This window comes from Curtobacterium sp. MCBA15_005 (assembly GCF_001864855.1).
In the GTDB taxonomy this organism is placed as follows: Bacteria; Actinomycetota; Actinomycetes; order Actinomycetales; family Microbacteriaceae; genus Curtobacterium; species Curtobacterium flaccumfaciens.
This window is the reverse complement of sequence record NZ_MJGL01000003.1, coordinates 672,593-692,459: the sequence shown is the minus strand read 5'-3', so window position 1 is coordinate 692,459 and position 19,867 is coordinate 672,593. Positions and strand designations below refer to the sequence as shown.

The 19,867-nt window shown below is 71.5% G+C and carries 20 protein-coding genes; 17 read left to right on the top strand and 3 right to left on the bottom strand.

The window, feature by feature from the left end; all coding sequences use genetic code 11:
• Positions 1 to 142 precede the first annotated feature (142 nt).
• Positions 143 to 1,282: a glutamate--cysteine ligase gene (locus BIU89_RS04370; RefSeq protein WP_027465888.1), complete on the bottom strand. Its 1,140-nt coding sequence runs from the start codon at positions 1,280 to 1,282 to the stop codon at positions 143 to 145.
• Positions 1,283 to 1,401: 119 nt separating this feature from the next.
• Between BIU89_RS04370 and aroA the strand changes: the two genes are divergently transcribed.
• The 8 genes from aroA (at position 1,402) to trmD (ending at position 10,987) form a co-directional block, all read left to right on the top strand.
• On the top strand, positions 1,402 to 4,659 hold the full coding sequence (gene aroA / locus BIU89_RS04365; RefSeq protein WP_071244861.1) for a 3-phosphoshikimate 1-carboxyvinyltransferase: 3,258 nt from the start codon (positions 1,402 to 1,404) through the stop codon (positions 4,657 to 4,659).
• Positions 4,656 to 5,834: an acyl-CoA dehydrogenase family protein gene (locus BIU89_RS04360; protein ID WP_071244860.1), complete on the top strand. Its 1,179-nt coding sequence runs from the start codon at positions 4,656 to 4,658 to the stop codon at positions 5,832 to 5,834. The genes aroA and BIU89_RS04360 overlap by 4 nt, the downstream gene beginning before the upstream one ends.
• An 86-nt stretch (positions 5,835 to 5,920) precedes the next feature.
• The gene (locus BIU89_RS04355) at positions 5,921 to 6,766 is read left to right on the top strand and encodes an SDR family oxidoreductase (protein ID WP_071244859.1); all 846 of its coding nucleotides are present in this window, start codon (positions 5,921 to 5,923) and stop codon (positions 6,764 to 6,766) included.
• 4 nt (positions 6,767 to 6,770) lie between these two features.
• The gene (locus BIU89_RS04350; RefSeq protein WP_071244858.1) at positions 6,771 to 8,906 is read left to right on the top strand and encodes an oxidoreductase; all 2,136 of its coding nucleotides are present in this window, start codon (positions 6,771 to 6,773) and stop codon (positions 8,904 to 8,906) included.
• A gap of 164 nt (positions 8,907 to 9,070) precedes the next feature.
• On the top strand, positions 9,071 to 9,484 hold the full coding sequence (gene rpsP, locus BIU89_RS04345) for a 30S ribosomal protein S16 (protein ID WP_027465884.1): 414 nt from the start codon (positions 9,071 to 9,073) through the stop codon (positions 9,482 to 9,484).
• Positions 9,485 to 9,487: 3 nt separating this feature from the next.
• Entirely contained in the window at positions 9,488 to 9,724 is a 237-nt protein-coding gene (locus BIU89_RS04340; protein ID WP_017888258.1) for an RNA-binding protein, read from the top strand.
• A 19-nt stretch (positions 9,725 to 9,743) separates the two neighbouring features.
• Positions 9,744 to 10,289, top strand: coding sequence for a ribosome maturation factor RimM (gene rimM / locus BIU89_RS04335; RefSeq protein WP_171907871.1), 546 nt, complete (start codon positions 9,744 to 9,746; stop codon positions 10,287 to 10,289).
• A 5-nt stretch (positions 10,290 to 10,294) separates the two neighbouring features.
• A complete protein-coding gene (gene trmD, locus BIU89_RS04330) occupies positions 10,295 to 10,987 on the top strand; it encodes a tRNA (guanosine(37)-N1)-methyltransferase TrmD (protein WP_071244857.1) in 693 nt (230 codons plus the stop codon).
• Positions 10,988 to 11,136: 149 nt separating this feature from the next.
• Here the strand turns inward: trmD and map are convergent, their stop codons facing one another.
• Entirely contained in the window at positions 11,137 to 11,928 is a 792-nt protein-coding gene (map, locus tag BIU89_RS04325) for a type I methionyl aminopeptidase (RefSeq protein WP_071244856.1), read from the bottom strand.
• A 168-nt stretch (positions 11,929 to 12,096) separates the two neighbouring features.
• Here map and rplS point away from each other — a divergent pair, with 168 nt between their 5' ends.
• The 9 genes from rplS to BIU89_RS04280 all read left to right on the top strand — a co-directional run bounded on the left by rplS (position 12,097) and on the right by BIU89_RS04280 (position 19,115).
• Positions 12,097 to 12,453: a 50S ribosomal protein L19 gene (gene rplS / locus BIU89_RS04320; protein ID WP_017888254.1), complete on the top strand. Its 357-nt coding sequence runs from the start codon at positions 12,097 to 12,099 to the stop codon at positions 12,451 to 12,453.
• A gap of 122 nt (positions 12,454 to 12,575) precedes the next feature.
• Entirely contained in the window at positions 12,576 to 13,319 is a 744-nt protein-coding gene (gene lepB / locus BIU89_RS04315) for a signal peptidase I (protein WP_027465880.1), read from the top strand.
• On the top strand, positions 13,316 to 14,023 hold the full coding sequence (locus tag BIU89_RS04310) for a ribonuclease HII (protein WP_071244855.1): 708 nt from the start codon (positions 13,316 to 13,318) through the stop codon (positions 14,021 to 14,023). Before lepB ends, BIU89_RS04310 begins: the two co-directional genes overlap by 4 nt.
• A 45-nt stretch (positions 14,024 to 14,068) precedes the next feature.
• Positions 14,069 to 14,392: a DUF2469 family protein gene (locus BIU89_RS04305; protein ID WP_017888251.1), complete on the top strand. Its 324-nt coding sequence runs from the start codon at positions 14,069 to 14,071 to the stop codon at positions 14,390 to 14,392.
• Positions 14,393 to 14,509: 117 nt separating this feature from the next.
• Entirely contained in the window at positions 14,510 to 14,860 is a 351-nt protein-coding gene (locus BIU89_RS04300) for a histone-like nucleoid-structuring protein Lsr2 (RefSeq protein WP_017888250.1), read from the top strand.
• 152 nt (positions 14,861 to 15,012) lie between these two features.
• Positions 15,013 to 15,402, top strand: a complete 390-nt coding sequence (locus tag BIU89_RS04295; protein WP_051596761.1) for a YraN family protein — start codon at positions 15,013 to 15,015, stop codon at positions 15,400 to 15,402.
• Positions 15,399 to 16,922, top strand: a complete 1,524-nt coding sequence (locus BIU89_RS04290) for a YifB family Mg chelatase-like AAA ATPase (protein WP_083404147.1) — start codon at positions 15,399 to 15,401, stop codon at positions 16,920 to 16,922. The genes BIU89_RS04295 and BIU89_RS04290 overlap by 4 nt, the downstream gene beginning before the upstream one ends.
• Positions 16,919 to 18,157: a DNA-processing protein DprA gene (gene dprA / locus BIU89_RS04285; protein WP_139178782.1), complete on the top strand. Its 1,239-nt coding sequence runs from the start codon at positions 16,919 to 16,921 to the stop codon at positions 18,155 to 18,157. The genes BIU89_RS04290 and dprA overlap by 4 nt, the downstream gene beginning before the upstream one ends.
• A 25-nt stretch (positions 18,158 to 18,182) precedes the next feature.
• The gene (locus tag BIU89_RS04280; RefSeq protein ID WP_083404146.1) at positions 18,183 to 19,115 is read left to right on the top strand and encodes a tyrosine recombinase XerC; all 933 of its coding nucleotides are present in this window, start codon (positions 18,183 to 18,185) and stop codon (positions 19,113 to 19,115) included.
• A 64-nt stretch (positions 19,116 to 19,179) separates the two neighbouring features.
• Here BIU89_RS04280 and BIU89_RS04275 read toward each other — a convergent pair whose 3' ends face one another.
• On the bottom strand, positions 19,180 to 19,791 hold the full coding sequence (locus tag BIU89_RS04275) for a murein hydrolase activator EnvC family protein (protein WP_083404145.1): 612 nt from the start codon (positions 19,789 to 19,791) through the stop codon (positions 19,180 to 19,182).
• Positions 19,792 to 19,867 lie beyond the last annotated feature (76 nt).

Sequence of the window (19,867 nt, the reverse complement as noted above, 5' to 3'; positions counted from 1 at the left end):
GCCTCCCGTCCGTCGTCCGGTCGCGGCGCGACGTTCCTTCCCATTGCACGCGCGATGGAAAGTGGAATCGGGCGTACCTGGTCGGGAGGAACGACCAGGTACGCCCGATTCGACCAGGTACGCCCGATTCGTCCGGTGGCGGCTAGAGCGCGTCGCGGAACTCGGTGACCAGGTGGCGGACCACGGCGCGCAGGTCGCCGCCGTTCTCCTGCGCGACCTGCAGCTGCCGCTGGTACGAGGCGCCGCGCTCGATCATCGTGTCGAGGTGGTGCAGCTCGTCGAGGCAGCCGAGCCGTTCGGCGATCGGGTCGAGCCGCTGCACCAGGTCGTGCACCTCGTCGGTCACGAGCCGCTCGTCGCCGGCGACGTTCGTGATGATCTCGGCCTCCATGCCGTAGCGGGCCGCGCGCCACTTGTTCTCGCGGATGAACCACGGCTGCATGGTGGGCAGGGTCTCACCGGCGTCGAGCCGGTCCGAGCAGGCGGTGACCAGGCACTGCACGAGCGCGGTGACGGCGCCGACCTCGTGCAGGGTCGAGATGCCGTCGGAGACCCGGTTCTCGAGGGTGCCCCAGCCCGGCGACGGTCGGATGTCCCAGCGCAGGTCCTTCACGCCGTCGATGACACCGGTGTGCGTGAGGTCGCCGACGACCTCTTCGAAGTTCGCCCAGGCGCCGAGCTGCGGCGGGAGCCCGCCGGTCGGGAGTTGCTGGAACATGAGGGCGCGGTTCGAGGCGTACCCGGTGTCGGTGCCGCCCCAGAACGGGCTCGATGCGGTGAACGCCTGCAGGTGCGGGACGTAGGCGAGCATCGCGTTCATGATCGGGACCGCCTTGTCGCGGTCGTCGATGCCGACGTGCACGTGCACGCCCCAGATGAGCATCTGGCGTCCCCACCAGCGGGTGCGGTCGATCAGCGTCGTGTAGTGCTCGCTGTCCGGGGTGATCTCCTGCTGGTCCCACACCGCGAACGGGTGCGTGCCCGAGCACATCACCTGGGCGTCGAGCGGTTCGGCGGCGTCGATGACCTCGCCGATGATGCCGGACAGCTCGCTCGTCGCAGCCCCCACGCGGTCGTGGACGCTCGAGACGACCTCGACCGTGTTGGTCAGCAGCTCCTCGGTGACGCGGTCGTGGTCGCCGAGCCGCTCGTGCACGGCGGCGATGACGGCGGGGGCGCGGGGAGCGAGGTCGCCGGTCGCCCGGTCGACCAGGGGGAGTTCCCACTCGACGCCGATGGTCGACGGGCGGGACTCGGTGAAGCGGATGTCCATGCCGTCCATCCTGCCCGGGTCCTTGTCGGACACGCACAACGAAGCGTTGTCCCGATCGTGCGGATCGTCCTGCAACTAGTTCCACTGTGGGCGTACCGTTGAAATGTTCCTACAGGGAAGAGGTACGCATGCAGTTGGTGGTGCGCGGGACGAACGCCCCGCTCGTCGGAGAACTCGACATCCCGGTCTCGAAGTACCACGCGCACCGCGCGCTGGTGCTCGCGTCGCTGGCGAAGGGGACGAGTGTCGTCTCCGGGGTCAGCGCGACGCGACAGGTGGAGTGGACCGTGGGCACGCTCCGCGCGCTCGGCGTCGACGTCAAGCGTCGTGGGAACGCGTACCACGTGACCGGGCTGGGCGGCCGGTACCGGGCGACCGACGTCGTGGACCACGGTTCGCGGGGTGCCGACGGACTGCTCAACATGGGGTCCTCGGGCACCACGCTCTACTTCATGACCGGGCTCGCCTCGCTGGCCGACCGTCCGATGACCCTGTCGGGCATGAAGTACTTCCAGCGCCGCCCGATCAAGGCGCTGCTCACCTCGCTGACGCAGATGGGGGTGGAGCTCGAGGCGACGAACGACTGCCCGCCCGTCACCGTGCAGCCGAGGCGTCCGCGCGGCGGCGACGTGACGATCGCCGGCACCCTGTCGCAGTGGGTGTCCGGGCTGCTGCTGGTGGCCCCGTTCGCCGAGCACGAGACCCGGATCCACATCACCGGCGGGCGGCTCAACGAGCAGCCCTACGTCGAGCTCACCGTGCGGATGATGCGGCAGTTCGGCCTGACGGTCGAGGTCTCCGACGACTGGCTCGAGTACCGGATCCCGGCGGGCCAGCAGGCCACCCCGCACGACTACGTCATCCCGCCCGACATCGGCTCCGCAGCGTTCGGCATCGCGGCGGCCGGCACCCGCGAGTCGAACGTGCTGCTGCGCGGCATGACGGCCACGACGACGGCCGAGACGGACCACCCGGAGAGTGAGTTCCTGGACCTCGCGACCGCGATGGGCGTGCCGATGCGGATCGACGAGGAGACCGGCTTCGTCCGGATCGAGCACGACGGGTCCCCGCTCCGGCCGCTCGACGTCGACTGCCGTCCGATCCCGGACCTGCTGCCCGTGCTGTCGACGATGGCCACCTTCGCCGAGGGCACGAGCCGACTGTGGAACGTGGCGCACATCCGGCTGAAGGAATCCGACCGCGTGGCGGCGATGCTCCAGCTGAACCGGATGGGCGGCCGTGCCGAGCAGGGCGCGGACGAGCTGCGGGTGACCGGCGTCGGCGCGGCCGGGTTGCACGGTGCGCCGATGTCCTCGTTCAACGACCACCGTGTGCTGATGTCCCTCGCGGTCGCGGCGTCGAGTGCCGACGGGGTGTCCGGCCTGACCTACCCGCGTGCCTACCGGATCTCCTACCCGACGTTCCTCGAGGCGATGAACTCCGTCGGGCTCGACATGTCCGTCGGTGACCGGCTCGCAGCCCAGGTGGCGCGGGACGACCGGATCGACGCCGCCGAGGCCGACGGGGTCCGCACGCACCTCGGCACGCCCCTCGAGACGCCTGCGGCGCCCGAGCCAACCGACCAGCCGGTCGCGCAGCCCACCGCGCAGCCCGCCGTCGCGCAGCCCGCCGCCCCGCAGCCCACCGTCCCGCAGCCCGCCGTCGCCGTGCCCGAGCTCGCAGGCGTCGACGCCGACCCGCTCGTCCTGAGCGAGCGGGTCCGCGCCCTGTCGCAGACCGACCCCGACGGCCTGGCCGTGATCGAGGTCGGCGGTGCGACCCCCGCGAACACCACGTGGAAGGAGCTGCAGGACGAGGCCGACCGGGTCTCCGCCCTGCTGCTCGAACTCGGCGTGCGCACGGGTGAATCCGTCGCGATGCAGCTGCCCAACTGGCGCGAGTTCGTGTCGATCACCCTCGGTGCGATCCAGATCGGCGCCGTCGCCACCCCGATCATGCCGGTGTTCGGTCCCCGCGAGACCACGATGACGCTGGCTCGTTCGAAGGCCCGCGTGGTCTTCCTGCCGAACGTGTTCCGGAAGCGCCGTCCCGCCCTCGAACTCCTCGACGTCATCGACGAGGCCGCCGCGCAGGACCGTCGCCTGTCGCTCGAGCACGTCATCGTGCTCCGCGCCGAGGCCCGCGGGCAGGGGGACACCCCGACGAACCAGCCGCCGCTGCCCGCCGACGCCCTGGAGCGGGTCGTGGCGAGCGACTGGCACTGGCGCTACTTCGAGAACGCCCTGGCAGCCGTGCACGTCGACGTCGACGAGATCGCGTCGCACGCTCCCGGGCCGGACGACGTCTGCCAGCTGCTCTTCACCTCCGGTACCACGGGGGAGCCGAAGGGCGTGCAGCACCCGCACCGCACGCTCGGACTCGCGACCGCCATGCACGTGGCGCAGTCCGGGCTGACCAGCGCCGACCGCATCTACATCCCGTCGCCGCTCGCTCACCAGACCGGGTTCCTGTACGGCATGCTGCTGGCGTTCCGGCTCGGTGCCCCGCAGGTCATCCAGCCGGTGTGGGACGGCCGGGTCGCACTCGAGCAGGCGTTCGGCGTCGCCCGGGCGTCCTTCGTGCAGTGCGCGACGCCGTTCCTGACCGACCTCGTCGACCTGGTCGAGGCCGGTGCACCGCAGCCGGAGTCGCTCCGGATCTTCGTGCCGACGGGCGCCGCGGTGCCCCGTGCACTGGCCCAGCGAGCGAGCACGGTGCTCGGCAGCGCCATCCTCGGCGCCTTCGGGACGAGCGAGACGTGTCTCGGGGCCCTGTCCAGCCCCAGCGACGACCCCGCCGACGCCTACGGCCACGACGGCCGGGCGCTGCCGGGCATCTCGATCCGCATCGTCGACGACGCGGGGATCGAGCTGCCCGCCGGTACCGAGGGCAACTTCGAGCTGCACTCGCCGACGATGTTCGCGGGCTACCTCGACCGCCCGGACCTGACCGACGACGTGTTCACGGCGGACGGCTGGTACCGCACGGGCGACCTGGCGAAGGTCGACGAGAAGGGCTTCCTGTCGATCACCGGGCGTGTGAAGGACGTCATCAACCGCGGCGGCGAGAAGATCCCCGTCGTCGAGATCGAGAACCTGCTGTACCAGCACCCGCTGGTCACGGACGTCGCGATCGTGGCGATGCCGGATGAGCGGCTCGGTGAGCGTGCGTGCGCCTGGGTCGTGAACGCCCGCGCGGACGAGCCGCTCGACTTCGCCGGGATGCAGCAGTACCTCGACACGGCCGGCGTGAGCAAGTACTACTGGCCGGAACGACTCGAGTACACCACCGAGCTGCCGCGCAACGCGGTCGGCAAGGTCCAGAAGAACATCCTGCGCGAGCAGGCGGCCGCGCTCGTCGCGACGAAGGAGAACGAGACACGATGACGATCGTCGAGCAGACGAGCACGGGCTTCGACGAAGCCGCCTTCCAGCAGCTCAAGGCCGAGGTCACCGAGTGGGTCCGCGGCCCCGGCGAGGCGTGGGCGGACGAGATCGAGCGCACGGGCCGGGTCGCCCCCGAGCTGTTCCAGGAGCTCAAGGAGAACGGGTGGCTCAGCCTCGCCGCCCCGACGGAGCTCGGCGGACGGGCGATCCCCTTCTCGCGCTACCTCGAGATCATGGAGGTCGTCTCCCGCTCGCACGCCTCCATCCGCATGCTCGTGCACGTCATCAACGGCACCTGGCGCGCGATGGCCCCCTACGCGACGCCGGAGCAGATCGAGCAGGTGGTCAAGCCGTCCGTCGCCGGTGACACGCTCGTCGCGTTCACCCTGACCGAGGCCACCGCGGGCACCGGAGCGGACATCCGCACAACGGTCCGGCGCGAGGGCGACACGTACGTGATGAACGGCGAGAAGCACCTCATCACCTTCGGGGTCAAGGCCGACCACTGGCTCATCGCCGCTCGGCTCGAGGGGACGAGCGGCCAGGACGGCACGGTCGCGTTCCTGATGCCGAACTCCGGGCTGCCGGGCGCCGAGGTGATCGACGACTCCGACACCATGGGCATCCGTGGCACCGATCACGCGATCCTGCGGTTCACCGAGACCCCGATCCCCGCCAGCGCCCGCCTGGGCGAGGAGGGCCAGGGCCTCGAGGTCGCGCTCGGCGGCTTCCTGCTGCCGAGCCGGGTGTCCGTCGCGATGAGCGCCGTCGGCCTCGCCGAGCGGGCGAACGAGCTCGCCGTCGAGTACGCCAACAAGCGCGAGACCTTCGGCAAGCGCCTCTCCAGCCGCCAGGCGATCCAGTTCTACCTGGCCGAGAACTACGCGGACATCGCCGCCGCCCGCGCCCTGGTGCTGGAGGCCGCCCGCGCCTACGAAGACGACCGCCCCGACGCCGGGACGCTCTCCAGCGCCTCGAAGATGATCGCGGTCGACATGCTCGCCCGGGTCACCGACAAGGCCCTGCAGGTGCACGGCGGGCAGGGCTACTGGAAGCGCAACGCCATCGAGCGCGTCTACCGCGACGCACGCGCGCAGCGCTTCGAAGAGGGCACCAACGAGATCCAGAAGCTGATCGTCGGCCGCGCCGTCGTGACCGGCGCAGCCGGGTTCTGAAACCGACCGACGACGGACTGGAGGCCCGTGGCGGGCCCGCCCCGCGCCTCCCGTCCGTCTCCCACCACCGTCAGCAAAGGACTGCAGTGACCGACCGCACCAACGCACCCATCGCACTCATCACCGGCGCTTCGCGCGGCATCGGCCGCCTGCTCGCGCAGAAGCTCGGCCAGCGCGGCGTCACCGTCGTGGTGACGTACAAGGGCAACGCCGACCTGGCCGAGGAGTCCCTGGCCGACGTCAGGGCGGCCGGCGGCGACGGCATCACGGCGCAGGTCGACATCGAGCAGCCGGAGTCGATCGACGCCCTGTTCGACCTGGTGCGCGACACCTACGGACGCCTCGACATGTTCGTCGCGAACGCCGCGGCCAGCGCGTTCAAGCCCGTCGCCGACCTCAAGCTGCACCACCTCGACCGCAGCTACGCCACGAACGCCCGCTCGTTCGTGCTCGGCGCCCAGCGCGCGGCGGAACTGATGGACCGGGGTGGCCGCATCGTCGTCGTGACGTCGTACGGATCGCTCCGGGCGTTCCCGACCTACGCCGCACTCGGTGCCGCTAAGGCCATGAGCGAGGCGTACATGAAGTACATGGCGGTGGAGTTCGGTCCGCGCCAGATCACCGTCAACGCGGTGAACGGCGGCCTCATCGACACCGACTCGCTCGAGTACTTCTACACGAAGGTCCCCGGCCAGGCGCCGATGGACACCGTCCTCGAGAAGCTCCCGCTGCAGCGCCCCGGGACGGCCGACGACATGGCCGACGCCGTCGACTTCCTGCTGTCGGACAAGGCCGGGTACATCACCGGGCAGGTGCTCTCGGTGGACGGCGGTCTGACGGTCATCGCCCCGCCGTACTGGTCGGACACGACGTCGCCCCTCCGCGACGCGGTGCTGCCGGCCGACGCTCCGGGCGCGGACACCGCAGAATAGGCGCATGAGCAGCGTCGCTTCCGCCCCCGTCGTGCCGGAGTCCCTCCGGACCGTCGCGTCACCCTGGACCCTCGGCCCCCTGCACCTGGCGAACCGGGTGGTGATGGGGTCGATGCACACCGGGCTCGAGGTGCACGACGACGGCGGAGCCGGCATGGCCGCCTTCTACCGCGAACGGGCGGCCGGCGGGGCGGCGTGCATCATCACCGGCGGCATCGCGGTGAACGACGAGGCCCGCGGGGGTCCGGACTTCGCGGTGTTCGGCGTCGGGGGAGCCGACGAGCGGTTCCGGGTGGCGGTCGACGCCGTGCACGACGAGGGCGGGACGATCCTCGCGCAGCTGTTCCACGCCGGGCGGTACGCGCTGGCGTCGGGCATGGTCGACCGGCACGGCGACCCGCAGCGCGTCGTGGCACCCTCGGCCCTGCCGTGGGCGGCCGCCCGCGGTGTGGTGCCGACCGAGCTGACGTCGGCCGAGGTCGAGCGGACCATCGAGGACTTCGCCGCCGCAGCCCGCACCGCCCGCGCGATCGGGTTCGACGGCGTCGAGATCATGGCGTCCGAGGGGTACCTGATCAACCAGTTCCAGTCGCCGCTGACCAACCTGCGCGACGACGAGTGGGGCGGGGATGCGGAACGGCGTCGGCGCTTCGCGATCGAGGTCGTCCGGGCCGTGCGCGCCGCGGTGCCCGAGCTCGCCGTGACGATCCGGCTGTCCGGCGCGGATCTGATGCCCGGCTCGTCGACCGACGACGATGTCGACGCGCTCGTGCACGACCTGCTGCCGCTCGGGCTCGACGGCATCTCGGTCGGCATCGGCTGGCACGAGTCCCGCACCCCGACCGTGCAGGCCTCGGTGCCGCACGGGGCCTGGCTGGCGTACGCGGCACGGATCGCCGCGGTGGTGCGCTCGTCCGCGTACCCCGACGTCCGCGTGATCGCCTCGAACCGGATGACGGACCTGCGCGACGGTGAGGCCGTGCTCAGCGACGGCCTCATCGACGCCGTCGCGCTCGCCCGGCCGTTCCTCGCCGACCCCGCCATCGTGTCGCGCTCGCTCGCGGGCGGGTTCGCCCTGGTGAACACCTGCATCGGCTGCAACCAGGCGTGCCTCGACCGCTCGATCATCGGCGCACCGGTGTCCTGCCTCGTGAACCCCCGTGCCGCCCGCGAGGTGGCCTTCCCCGCCCGGCCGACCGCGGACCCGAAGCGCGTCGACGTCGTCGGTGGCGGACCGGCCGGGCTCGCCGCCGCGGTGGACGCCGCCCGTCGGGGCCACGACGTCACCGTCTGGGAGGCCTCCGACCGCCTCGGCGGCCAGTTCGGCCTCGCCGCACTCGTCCCGGGCAAGGAGGACTACGCCGCCACGGTGAGGTCCGCCCGTGCCGAACTCGCGGAGCGGGGCGCCACGATCCACCTCGGACGCCCGGCCACGGCTCGGGACCTCGTCGACAGCGACGCCGTCGTGCTCGCGGCCGGGGTGGTCCCGCGGAGCATCGACGTCCCCGGCAGCAACCTGCCGCACGTGCTGTCGTACGAGCAGGCCCTGCGGAACGGCGTACCCGAGGGCACCGTCGCGATCATCGGCGGCGGTGGCATCGGCGTGGACACCGCGGCGTTCCTGACCGAGTCACCCGACGAGGTCGTCCGGGCCGCCGAGTTCGCGGCCCGCTGGGACGTCGACGTGTCCGAGGAGCTCGTCGGCGACGTGCCGCAGCGGCTCCCCGCGGCACGGCGCACCACCCGACCGGGGTCCGAGGTGACGGTGCTCCGGCGTTCGGGCAAGTTCGGCCAGGGGATCGGAATCACCTCACGCTGGGTCGCGATCGGCCGGCTGCGGGACGCCGGGGTGCGGATGGTCGGCGGCGTGCAGGAGTACCTGCGCATCGAACCCGGGGTGCTCTGGATCCGCGACGAGCACGGGGACGAGGTCGGCGTGCCGGCGGACACCGTCGTGGTCTGCGCCGGGCAGGAGCGCGCGACCGACGCCGAGGGCGACGCGCCTGACGGACTCGCCACGGGCCTCCAGGCCGCCGGCGTGCCGTACGCCGTCGTCGGCGGCGCGCGGGACGCACGGAGCGTGGACGCGGTCCGGGCGACGTCCGAGGCCCTCGAAGCGGTGCGGCGCCTCGCGCCGTAGCGAGTCGGCTCGCATCACGGCCGGGAATCTGCAAGAATGAACGGTCGAATCGCCGCAGCTCGACCCTCTATCCAGCTGTGAGCGATCTCTCTCGAGCTTTCGCCGTGTGTGCCCCCACGCCCGCGGTTCCAGTTCAACCACAACGAAAGCAAACAGGAGCAATTGTGGCTGTCAAGATCCGTCTGAAGCGTCTCGGTAAGATCCGTGCGCCCTACTACCGCATCGTCGTCGCCGACTCGCGCACCAAGCGCGATGGTCGTGTCCTCGAGGAGATCGGTCAGTACCACCCGACCGAGGAGCCCTCGGTCATCAAGATCGAGTCCGAGCGTGCGCTCTACTGGCTCGGCGTCGGCGCGCAGCCGACCGAGCAGGTCGCGGCCCTCCTCAAGCTGACCGGCGACTGGGCCAAGTTCAAGGGCGAGAAGGACACCGAGTCCAAGGTCAAGGTCGCCGAGCCGAAGCCGGCCTTCCAGGTCGACTCCTCGAAGAAGGCCGTGCTCAAGCCGAAGTCGGAGAAGACGGCTCCCGCCGCCAAGGCCGACGACGCCGAGACCGCCGACGAGACGACCGAGGCGTAGTCCTTGCTCGAATCCGCGCTGACGCACCTCGTCAAGGGGATCGTCGATCACCCTGACGACGTGCGCGTCGCCAGCTCCACCTCCCCACGCGGCGAGGTCCTCGAGGTGCGCGTGCACCCCGAGGACCTCGGCCGCGTGATCGGTCGCGCCGGGCGCACCGCCAAGGCGCTCCGCACCCTCGTCACGGCCCTGGCCGACGGCAAGCGCGTGCGGGTCGACGTGGTGGACACCGATTCCTAGGGAGACGACCCAGCTCCGGGTGGGTCGAATCACGAAGGCGCACGGGCTCAAGGGCGGCATCAAGCTCGAGCTCTACACCGACGACCCGGATCGTCGGTTCACCCCGGGCGCCACCTTCACGCTCCAGGTCCCCGACGACTCACCGTGGTCGGGCAAGACCCTCGAGCTGGACGAACTCCGCTGGTACAACGGTCACCCCGTCGCGTTCTTCGCCGGGATCGACGACCGCACCGCAGCCGAGTCCCTGGCGCGCATCATCCTCTGGGTCGAGCAGGACGCCGACGCCGAGACCGGTGAGGACGACGCCTGGTACGACCACCAGCTCGTCGGGCTCAAGGTCCTGCGTGACGGCGTCGAGGTCGGCACGGTCGCCCGTGTGGACCACATGCCCGCCCAGGACCTGCTCGCGATCGACACGCCGTCCCGCGGCGAGGTCCTCGTGCCGTTCGTCTCGGCCATCGTGCCGGCGGTCGACATCGCGGCCGGCACCGTCACGGTCACGCCGCCGCAGGGGCTGTTCGAGGACCCCGAGGACACCTCGCGCCCCGAGACGGTCACGGACTAGTCCCCGTGCGGATCGACATCGTCACGATCTTCCCGGAGTTCTTCTCCGTGCTCGACGTGTCCCTGCTCGGCAAGGCCCGCTCCGGCGGACTGCTCGACCTGCACGTGCACGACCTGCGGTCCTGGACCACCGACCGGCACCGCACCGTCGACGACACGCCGTACGGCGGTGGCGCCGGCATGGTGATGAAGCCGGAGCCGTGGGCGCAGGCGCTCGAGGCGCTCTTCCGGCCCGACGGTTCGTCGACCCTGGTGGTCCCGACGCCGGCCGGCACGCCCTTCACGCAGTCGATCGCGCGGTCACTCGCGTCGACGTCGGAGCACCTCGTGTTCGCCTGCGGGCGGTACGAGGGCATCGACGCCCGCGTCTTCGAGTGGGCGGCGTCGCGCGCCACCGTCGTCGAGCTCTCGCTCGGCGACTACGTGCTGAACGGCGGCGAGGTCGCCGCGATGGCGATGATCGAGGCCGTCGGTCGACTCGTCCCCGGCGTCGTCGGCAACCCCGAGTCGCTGGTCGAGGAGTCCCACGAGGACGGCCTGCTCGAGTACCCCTCGTACACCAAGCCCGCGTCGTGGCGCGGCCTCGACGTCCCCGACGTCCTGCTCAGCGGGCACCACGCCCGCGTCGGTGCCTGGCGGCACGAGCAGCAGCTGGAGCGGACGCGGCGCGTCCGTCCGGACCTGCTGCCGCCTGCCTGACCGGCTGGCGCGCCTGCCTGCTGGACGATTTTCGGGCTGAGCGACACTCCTCGCGGTTCGTTCCGCGTGGACTGTCGCTGAGCACGAAACCGGGCCCCGCCGGGTCTGCCTGGAGGCACGGGGCGGGCCCGCACCGTGCCTCCAGTCCGTCAGGCGGTCGGGTCGGCGCGCTGGGCGCGACGCAGGGTCAGGACCTCGGGGCCGGCCTCGGTGACCGCGACCGTGTGTTCGACGTGCGCGGCACGTGAGCCGTCGACGCTGCGCAGGGTCCAGCCGTCGTCGTCCTGGTAGAGCTCGTCGGTCGTCTGCATGAGCCACGGCTCGATCGCGACGACCAGCCCCGGCCGGAGCTTCAGGCCGCGACCCGGACGGCCGTCGTTCGGCACGTGCGGGTCCCCGTGCATGGTGCGACCGACGCCGTGCCCGCCGAACTGCAGGTTCACGTCGTGACCGGCCTCGTGTGCGACGTGACCGATGGCGTGCGAGACGTCGCCGAGCTTGTTGCCGGGAGCCGCCTGGGCGATGCCGGCGGCGAGTGCTCGCTCGACCGTGGCGATCAGGGCCTGGTCCTCGTCGCGCGGCGTGCCGACCTGGACGCTGACGGCGGAGTCCGCGACCCAGCCGTCCACGCTCGCGGCGAAGTCCAGGCTCACCAGGTCGCCGTCCTGCAGGGTGCGGTCGTGCGGCAGGCCGTGCAGGGCGGCGTCGTTCACCGAGGTGCAGAGGTTCTTGCCGAACGGCGACATGCCGAACGACGGGTGGTAGTCGACGTAGCAGCTCTCCGCCCCGCGCTCGGCGATCATCCGGGCCGCGACGCGGTCGAGGTCGAGCAGGTTGACGCCGACGTCGACGGTCTCGAGCAGCTCGTCGAGGACGTCGGCCACGAACCGGCCAGCGACGCGCAGTCCGTCCAGCTCGGCGGGGGTGCGGAGTTCGATCATGGGTCCATCCTCGTCGTTTTGTCTCCCGCGCTCTCTGTGGCAGTATTGAACGCTGTGCCCTGGCTGGACTCTGCCACGGGGGAGTCGCCGACACCGGGCACGCACCACCACTTTCCGAACCTTCGATCCGCGGCGACCCGTGCGCGTCCGCAGAGAGTGAAACCCACCATGAGCCAGCTCCTCGACAACGTCGACGCAGCATCGCTGCGTACCGACGTCCCGGACTTCCGTCCCGGCGACACCATCAAGGTGCACGTCAACATCATCGAAGGCACGCGCTCGCGTATCCAGGTCTTCCAGGGAGTCGTCATCGGCCGTCAGGGCCACGGCATCGGCGAGACCTTCAAGGTCCGCAAGGTGAGCTTCCAGGTCGGCGTCGAGCGCTGGTTCCCCGTGCACTCGCCGATCATCGACCACATCGAGATCGTCACCAAGGGTGATGTCCGTCGTGCGAAGCTCTACTACCTGCGCGAGCTCCGCGGCAAGGCGGCCCGCCGCAAGATCAAGGAGAAGCGCGACGCCTGATCGCCTTCACAGTGAACGTCCGCGAGCCGGACGACGCTGCGAGCCCCTCGTCCATGTACGGTTGTGCATCGACGGGGGGCTCTTCCCATTGCGGGGAGTCAGTGGTTCGAACGAGAGCGGAAATGACGGACACGACAGAGGATTCCGGGCGCAGGCCACGTGCCGAGAAGCAACGGAACGGTGTCCTCACATTCCTCCGCGACCTCGTCATCATCTTCATCGCGGCACTGCTCGTGTCGTTCCTGGTCAAGACGTTCCTGATCCGGTCGTTCTACATCCCGTCGGCGTCGATGGAGAACACGCTGCAGATCAACGACCGGGTGATCGTCAACGAGCTCGTCCCCGGCGCCGTGGCGCTGAAGCGGGGAGACGTCGTCGTGTTCAAGGACCCGGGCGGTTGGCTCACCGGATCCGAGGTGCCGAGCGTCACGCCGGACACCCAGCCCGCCAAGGCGATCGACTGGGCCCTGACCCAGGTCGGTCTCGGCACCGGCGACAGCGACGACCACCTGATCAAGCGCGTCATCGGTCTGCCCGGTGACAAGGTGTCCTGCTGCAACGACCTCGGGCAGATGTCGGTGAACGGTGTGCCGATCAAGGAGCCGTACCTGAAGCTCCCCGCCGGCGCCCCGGCGTCGGCGACCGACTTCTCGGTCACCGTGCCGAAGGGCACCATCTGGGTGATGGGCGACAACCGGAACGACTCGAAGGACTCCCGGTACAACGGCGACACCCCGTCGAAGGGCTTCGTCCCGATGTCCGACGTCACGGGCCGCGCGTTCGTCATCTCCTGGCCGGCGAGCCGCTGGACGTGGCTCGACGACCATCCCGAGGTGTTCGCCGGCGTGGAGGAGCGCGACGAGTGACCGCCGTCCGTCCGTCGCTCCGGCTCGAGAAACGTCTGCTCGCCGAGGGCCGCGTGACGGTCATCGGCATGGACGAGGTCGGCCGTGGCGCCATCGCCGGTCCGGTCGGCGTCGGTGTGGCCGCGGTGACGCTCGACATCGGTCGTGTGCCCCAGGGGCTCGCTGATTCCAAACTGCTCTCCGAAGCGCGCCGCACCGACCTGGTGCCCGTCGTGCAGCGTTGGGCACGCACGGCGGTCGGCATGGCATCGGCGGACTTCGTCGACCAGCAGGGCATCGTCCCGGCCCTCGGCGCAGCGGGTGCGCAGGCGCTCGGCTCCCTGGTCGCCGACGGGGTGTCGCTCGACGGCGCGGTGGTGGTGCTCGACGGTTCGTTCGACTGGTTGAGCCGCGCCCTGCCCGCGTCGCTCCGTCCGGCAGCCGATCCGCTCGAGGTCGTCGTCCGGGTCAAGGCCGACCGCGACTGTGCCTCGGTGGCCGCGGCGTCGGTGGTGGCGAAGGTCGCCCGTGACGCGCTCATGGTCTCGGCGCACGACGAGGCTCCGCACTACGGGTGGGTGTCGAACAAGGGCTACGGGTCGACGGCGCACTACGACGCGATCCGGACGATCGGGGCGCACGCGCTGCACCGGAAGTCCTGGTTGCACCAGGCTTCGAGCGTCGCGCTGGACGGCTTCGACCAACTCGACGCCGTCGCGGGTTGAGCCCGTCGCCCGCTCGGCCCTGGGTCGCCGTAGACTGTGGGCGCAATGGATGAGGACGAATTCGACGACTACGACCGCGAGGTCGAGCTGGCCCTGTACCGCGAGTACCGAGACGTGGTGTCGCAGTTCCGTTACGTGGTCGAGACGGAGCGCCGTTTCTACCTGGCGAACGAGGTCGAACTCGTGCGCCGTGACACGGAGCACGACTTCTACTTCGAACTGACGATGAACGACGTCTGGGTCTGGGACGTCTACCGTTCCGACCGGTTCGTCAAGGGTGTCCGGGTACTCACGTTCAAGGACGTGAACGTCGAGGAACTCACGACGCGGGAACTCGAACTGCCGAAGGAACTCGCACTCGACGAGTGATCGTCAATTTACTTTCTTCTGCTTCTTTCTGGGTGAATCGCCGCTGATCCGGACCGGCGGTGAATTGTTCGCGCTATTCTGATGGGGATTTAACCGCCCCACGAACAGGAGCACCCCATGGCACAGAAGGTCACCGTCCAGCTCGTCGACGACCTCGACGATTCCCCCATCACCACCGGTGAAGGTCGGACGGTCGAATTCGCGTTCGACGGCTCGTCGTACGAGATCGACCTGTCGAACGACAACGTCGACAAGTTCCGCGAGGCGATCTCCGATTACATCGCCGCAGCGCGCAAGGTCTCCGGTCGTCGCACCGGCGGCGGTTCCGCCCCGAAGTCCGCCCCGAAGCGTGGCAACTCGGAAGAGCTCGGCAAGATCCGCGAGTGGGCCAAGGAGAACGGGTACGAGGTCTCGTCCCGCGGCCGCATCTCGACGCAGGTGCAGGAAGCCTACGCAGCAGCGCACTGACGCTCGTCGCAGCAGGACCCGGGTGATCTCGATCGCCCGGGTCCTTCTTCTTTCCTCCACAGAGGGCAATTCGGCCGTGCTGATTCCACAGACTCTCCGACTCCGCCGATCGGGGCGTTCGTTCCGGAGATCGTTGTCGTGGAGGCAACGACATGGAACAAGACGTGCAACGTCCACCGGGGCGGTCGCTCCGGAACGGTCGACTCGGACGATTCGGTGAAGAACGAGCGGTGGTCTGGCTCGAGGCGCGGGGATTCCGCGTGCTCGAGCGGAACTGGCGGTGTGCCCGGGGCGAGATCGACATCGTCGCGTGGGATTCCTGCACACTCGCGTTCATCGAGGTGAAGACCCGTTCCGGGGCCGCGACCGGCCACCCGTTCGAGGCGATCACCGCTGCGAAGCTCACCCGGATGCGACGACTCGTGCCCGAGTGGTTCGACGCGCATCCCGAGGTCTCGGCGCGCGCGGTCCGGGTGGACGTCGTCGCGGTCCACGTCGACGGTCCCCGCACGGTCGTCGAGCACCTGGCGGGTGTGCTGTGACGGGCATCGGTCGCGCTGCCGCGGTCGCGCTGCTCGGGGTCACCGGTCGCCGTATCGAGGTCGAAGCGCACCTGACCAGTCAGCTCCCGGCGTTCAGCATCATCGGTCTGCCGGACACCTCACTGGGAGAGGCACGGGAACGCGTGCGATCCGCGGCGACGAACGCGGGGTGCCCGCTGCCCGCACGTCGCATCACCGTGAACCTGACCCCGGCGGCGATCCCGAAGCGCGGTTCGGGGTTCGACCTCGCCATCGCGATGGCCGTGCTCGCCGGAGCCGGTCTCGCGCCGGACGTCTCGGAGCGCATCGTCTACATCGGCGAGCTCGGGCTCGACGGGCGGGTTCGTCCGGTCCCCGGCGTCATCCCGATGCTGGTCGCCGCGCGCGACGCCGGTGCGGACCGCGTGGTGCTGCCCGTCGGCAACCTGACCGAGGCCCGCGTGGTCGGCGGGGTGCGGATCAGCGGCGTGGACTCGTTGCGGGCGGCGGCGATCGACGCCGGGGCGCTCCTGCCGGCGGTCGAGGTCGATCCGGTGCTGCCGGTCCCGGTCACGTCGGTGCCGCGTCCCGTGGCCGAGCTGTCGGACGTCGTGGGGAACCCGGTCGGCGTCCGAGCCCTCATCGCCGCGGCGGCCGGGGGACACCACGCACTGCTGCTCGGGCCACCGGGCGCGGGCAAGACCATGCTCGCCGAGCGGCTGCCCGGGTTGCTGCCCGACCTCGACGACGAGACCGCGCTCGAGGTCGCCGCGGTCCGGTCCGTCGCCGGGCTGGGTCCCGCCTCGTGGAGCACGAAGCCACCGTGGGAAGCCCCGCACCACTCCGCGTCGGCGGTCTCGCTCATCGGCGGCGGGTCGGGGGTCCTGCGCCCCGGAGCCGTGTCGCGCGCCACCGGGGGCATCCTGTTCCTCGACGAGGCGCCGGAGTTCCCGCGGGCCGTCCTCGACGCGCTCCGGCAGCCGCTCGAGTCCGGTCGGATCACGATCCACCGTGCGGCGGGTGCAGCCGAGTTCCCCGCACGCTGTCAGGTCGTCCTGGCAGCGAACCCCTGCCCGTGCGGCAACGCCGGTGGTGCGCACGGGCAGCCGTGCGAGTGCTCGGCGAGCACCGTGCGCCGGTACCTCGGTCGGATGTCGGGGCCACTGCTCGACCGGATGGACATTCGGGTGCTGGTGCCGCGGGTGACGACGGGTCGGATGCGGGACGCGGACGGCAGCACCCCGACGACGGCGGTCGCCCGTGCGGCGGTCGCGGCAGCCCGCGCCCGGATGGCGGAGCGCCTGCACGGGACGGGATGGTCGCGCAACGCCGAGGTCACCGGGGCGTGGCTCCGGGCCGAGGGGCGCATCGAACCGGGGTCGACGGCAGACCTCGACCGGGCTCTCGACCTCGGCACCCTGACCATGCGCGGCTGGGACCGCGTGATGCGACTGGCGTGGACGCTCGCCGACCTCGATGCGGTGGAGCGGCCCACGGGTGCGCACGTCCGCGGTGCCCTCGCGTTGCGGAGCGCGCTGTGATCCCGGCGGGCACGGAGCTCCTCGACACGGTGGCGCGCCTGCTCGGGCCGAGCGGTGCCGCGGTGGACCCGGTGCAGGCCGCGGCGCGGGTCGCGTGGTCGGCCGTCGTCGAACCGGGGGACTCCGTCGCCGGCGAGCTCCTCGCCGGCCTCGGACCGGAGCGTGCGCTCGGTGCGGTGCTGCTCGCCGCGGACGAGGATTTCGATTCGCTGCTGGGATGCTGCGTCGACGCCGAGGTGCCGGGTGCGGAGGACCCAGCGGTGCTGCTCGGTGTGCTGCAGACCGCGGTGGAACGGTGGCGGCCCCGATTGGCCACTGTCGAGGTGGGCGACGTGCTCGCGGCGGCCGGTGCGGTCGGAGCCGGTCTGCTGGTCCCCGGGAGCGACGGGTGGCCGTCGGCGATGGACGACCTCGGGCCGCACGCCCCGGTGGTCCTCTGGACGCGCAGCTCGGGGGCGCACCTCGGCGACGGAATGCCGGCGCTCGGGGTCGTGGGGTCCCGGGCGAACACGGTGGCCGGTGCCGAGGCTGCGGCGGAGATCACCTCGACGGCGGCGGACGCCGGGTGCCGCATCGTGAGCGGGGGTGCCTACGGCATCGACGCGGTGGCGCACCGTGTCGCCGTCGCCGCCGGGACGCCCACTGTGGCGGTCCTGGCCGGCGGCATCGACCAGCTCTACCCGGTGGGGAACGCGCAACTGCTCCACAACGTGGCCCGGCAGGGGGCGTTGCTCGCCGAGTCGGCACCGGGGACACGACCGACGCGGTGGCGCTTCCTCGCCCGGAACCGGCTGATCGCCGCGCTGGCCGACGTCACGGTCGTGGTCGAAGCGGGCGCCCGGTCCGGGGCGCTCAACACGGCCCACCACGCCGCACAGCTCGGCCGGCCCGTGTTCGCGGTGCCGGGAGCGTTCGCGTCCTCGGCCTCGGTCGGGTGCCATCGGCTCATCGCGCAGGGGCGGGCGCAGATCGTCGTGCACCCCGGGGATCCGGCAGCGGCGGCGAGGCCCGCGACCGGGACCAGCGGGGGAGCGGTGCCGGACGAACCGCTCCTGTCCGGCAGGCAGGACCCCGAGGTGCTCCGGGTGCTCGACGCGCTCGGCCGTCGCGCCCTGCCCGAGGCCGAGATTGCCCGCCGGGCCGGCATGTCGACGGCCGACGTCGCCGACGCGCTCGCGCTCGCACAGCTGCAGGGACTCGTGGTCGCCAGCGGCGGCGGGTGGGGTCGGGCATGACGTCGGGTCGCCGTACGCTGGCGTCGTGGTTGCGCGGACGGACGGTCGACTCGTGGTGGCGGTGGACGCCTTCCTCGGCCACGCCCGGCACGCGCGTGGCCTCAGCGAGCAGACCCTCCGCGCGTACGCCAACGACCTCGAGCAGCTCGTGGCGTTCGCGGACGGTCGCGGCATCGACCGCGTCGCCGACGTCGAGCTCGAGCTCCTGCGCGACTGGCTGTGGGATGCCGACCACCGGGGGCTCGCCCGGTCGACCATCGCCAGGCGGTCTTCGTCCGTGCGGGCGTTCACGCGTTGGGCGAGCGAGACCGGGGTGACGACGACCGACGCCGGGGTCCGGCTCCGCGCCCCGAAGGGTGGGGCACACCTGCCTCGCGTGGTGTCGGCCGACCAGGTGCGCGCCCTGCTCGACGGACTCGGTTCCCGGGCGGCGACGGACGACCCGACGGCGCTGCGGGACCTGGCCCTCGTCGAGCTCCTGTACGCGGCGGCCATCCGGGTCAGCGAACTCGTCGGGATCGATGTGACCGACGTCGATCGCGGACGCTTGACCGTGCGGGTGCTCGGCAAGGGCGGCAAGGAACGCGTGGTGCCGTTCGGGGTTCCGGCGCGGGACGCACTCGAGGCGTGGCTCGAGCGCGGACGGCCCACCCTCGCCGCACGGGCGGAGGGGCCTGCAGGCACGGCGCTGTTCCTCGGCGACCGTGGTGCCCGACTCGGCGTCCGCAGTGCCTACCGCGTGGTGGCGCGGTTGCTCGGTGACCTGCCGGGCGAGGGCCCGAGCGGTCCGCACACCTTCCGGCACACCGCGGCGACGCACCTGCTCGACGGCGGAGCGGACCTGCGCGCGGTGCAGGAACTCCTCGGTCACGCCAGCCTCGGGACGACGCAGATCTACACGCACGTGTCGTCGGCCCGGCTGCGTGAGGTCTACCGGACGGCGCACCCGCGCGCCTGACCCTGCGCCGACGTGCGTCCGGTCCGGTTCCGGTCGGTTCCCGGTCGGTCCCGGTCGGCTCCGCTCACCCGGGCCAGGCCGACTCGGGCAGCAGCACCGGCCACTCGGCCGGTGGCAGGTACGCCATCGGGTCGACGTAGCGACCGTCGACACGAGCACCGAGGTGCAGGCACGGCGCCGACGCCGGACAGTGCCCGACCGAGACGCGCCCGACCGGCGCGCCCTGCACGACCTCGTCCCCGGCGGCGACCAGGGGTGTCACCGAGTCGAGCGTGCTGACCAGCCCGTCGCCGTGGTCGATGGTCACGACGGTGCGGCCACCGACCGCGCCGGCGAAGGCCACGGTGCCGTCGTCCACCGCCGAGGCAGGGCTGCCGAGGGCGGCCGGGACGTCGAGGCCCCGGTGGCCGGCGGCGTAGTCCGAGGACGGTGCCTCCCATGCGCGCTCGACCACCCGCGATCCGGTGGGCCAGACCCAGCGAGCCTCGACCCGGCGCGGCTCGGTCACAGTGTCCACCGACGCCCCGGCACCCACCGACGCCCCGGAGCCCGCCGTCGCCCCGCCTCCCGTCGACGGCGCGGCACCGAACACCACGGTCCCGCTCGGCACCGTCCCGCTCAGCAGCGCAACGCACACCACCACGGACAGCAGGACGGGACGTGCGCTCGATCGCATGTCCCCAGCCTGGGCAGTGGAACCCGGCCCCGGGGCGGACGGGGGCGATCTGTGGAGGGGGAGTCGCGCCTCCAGG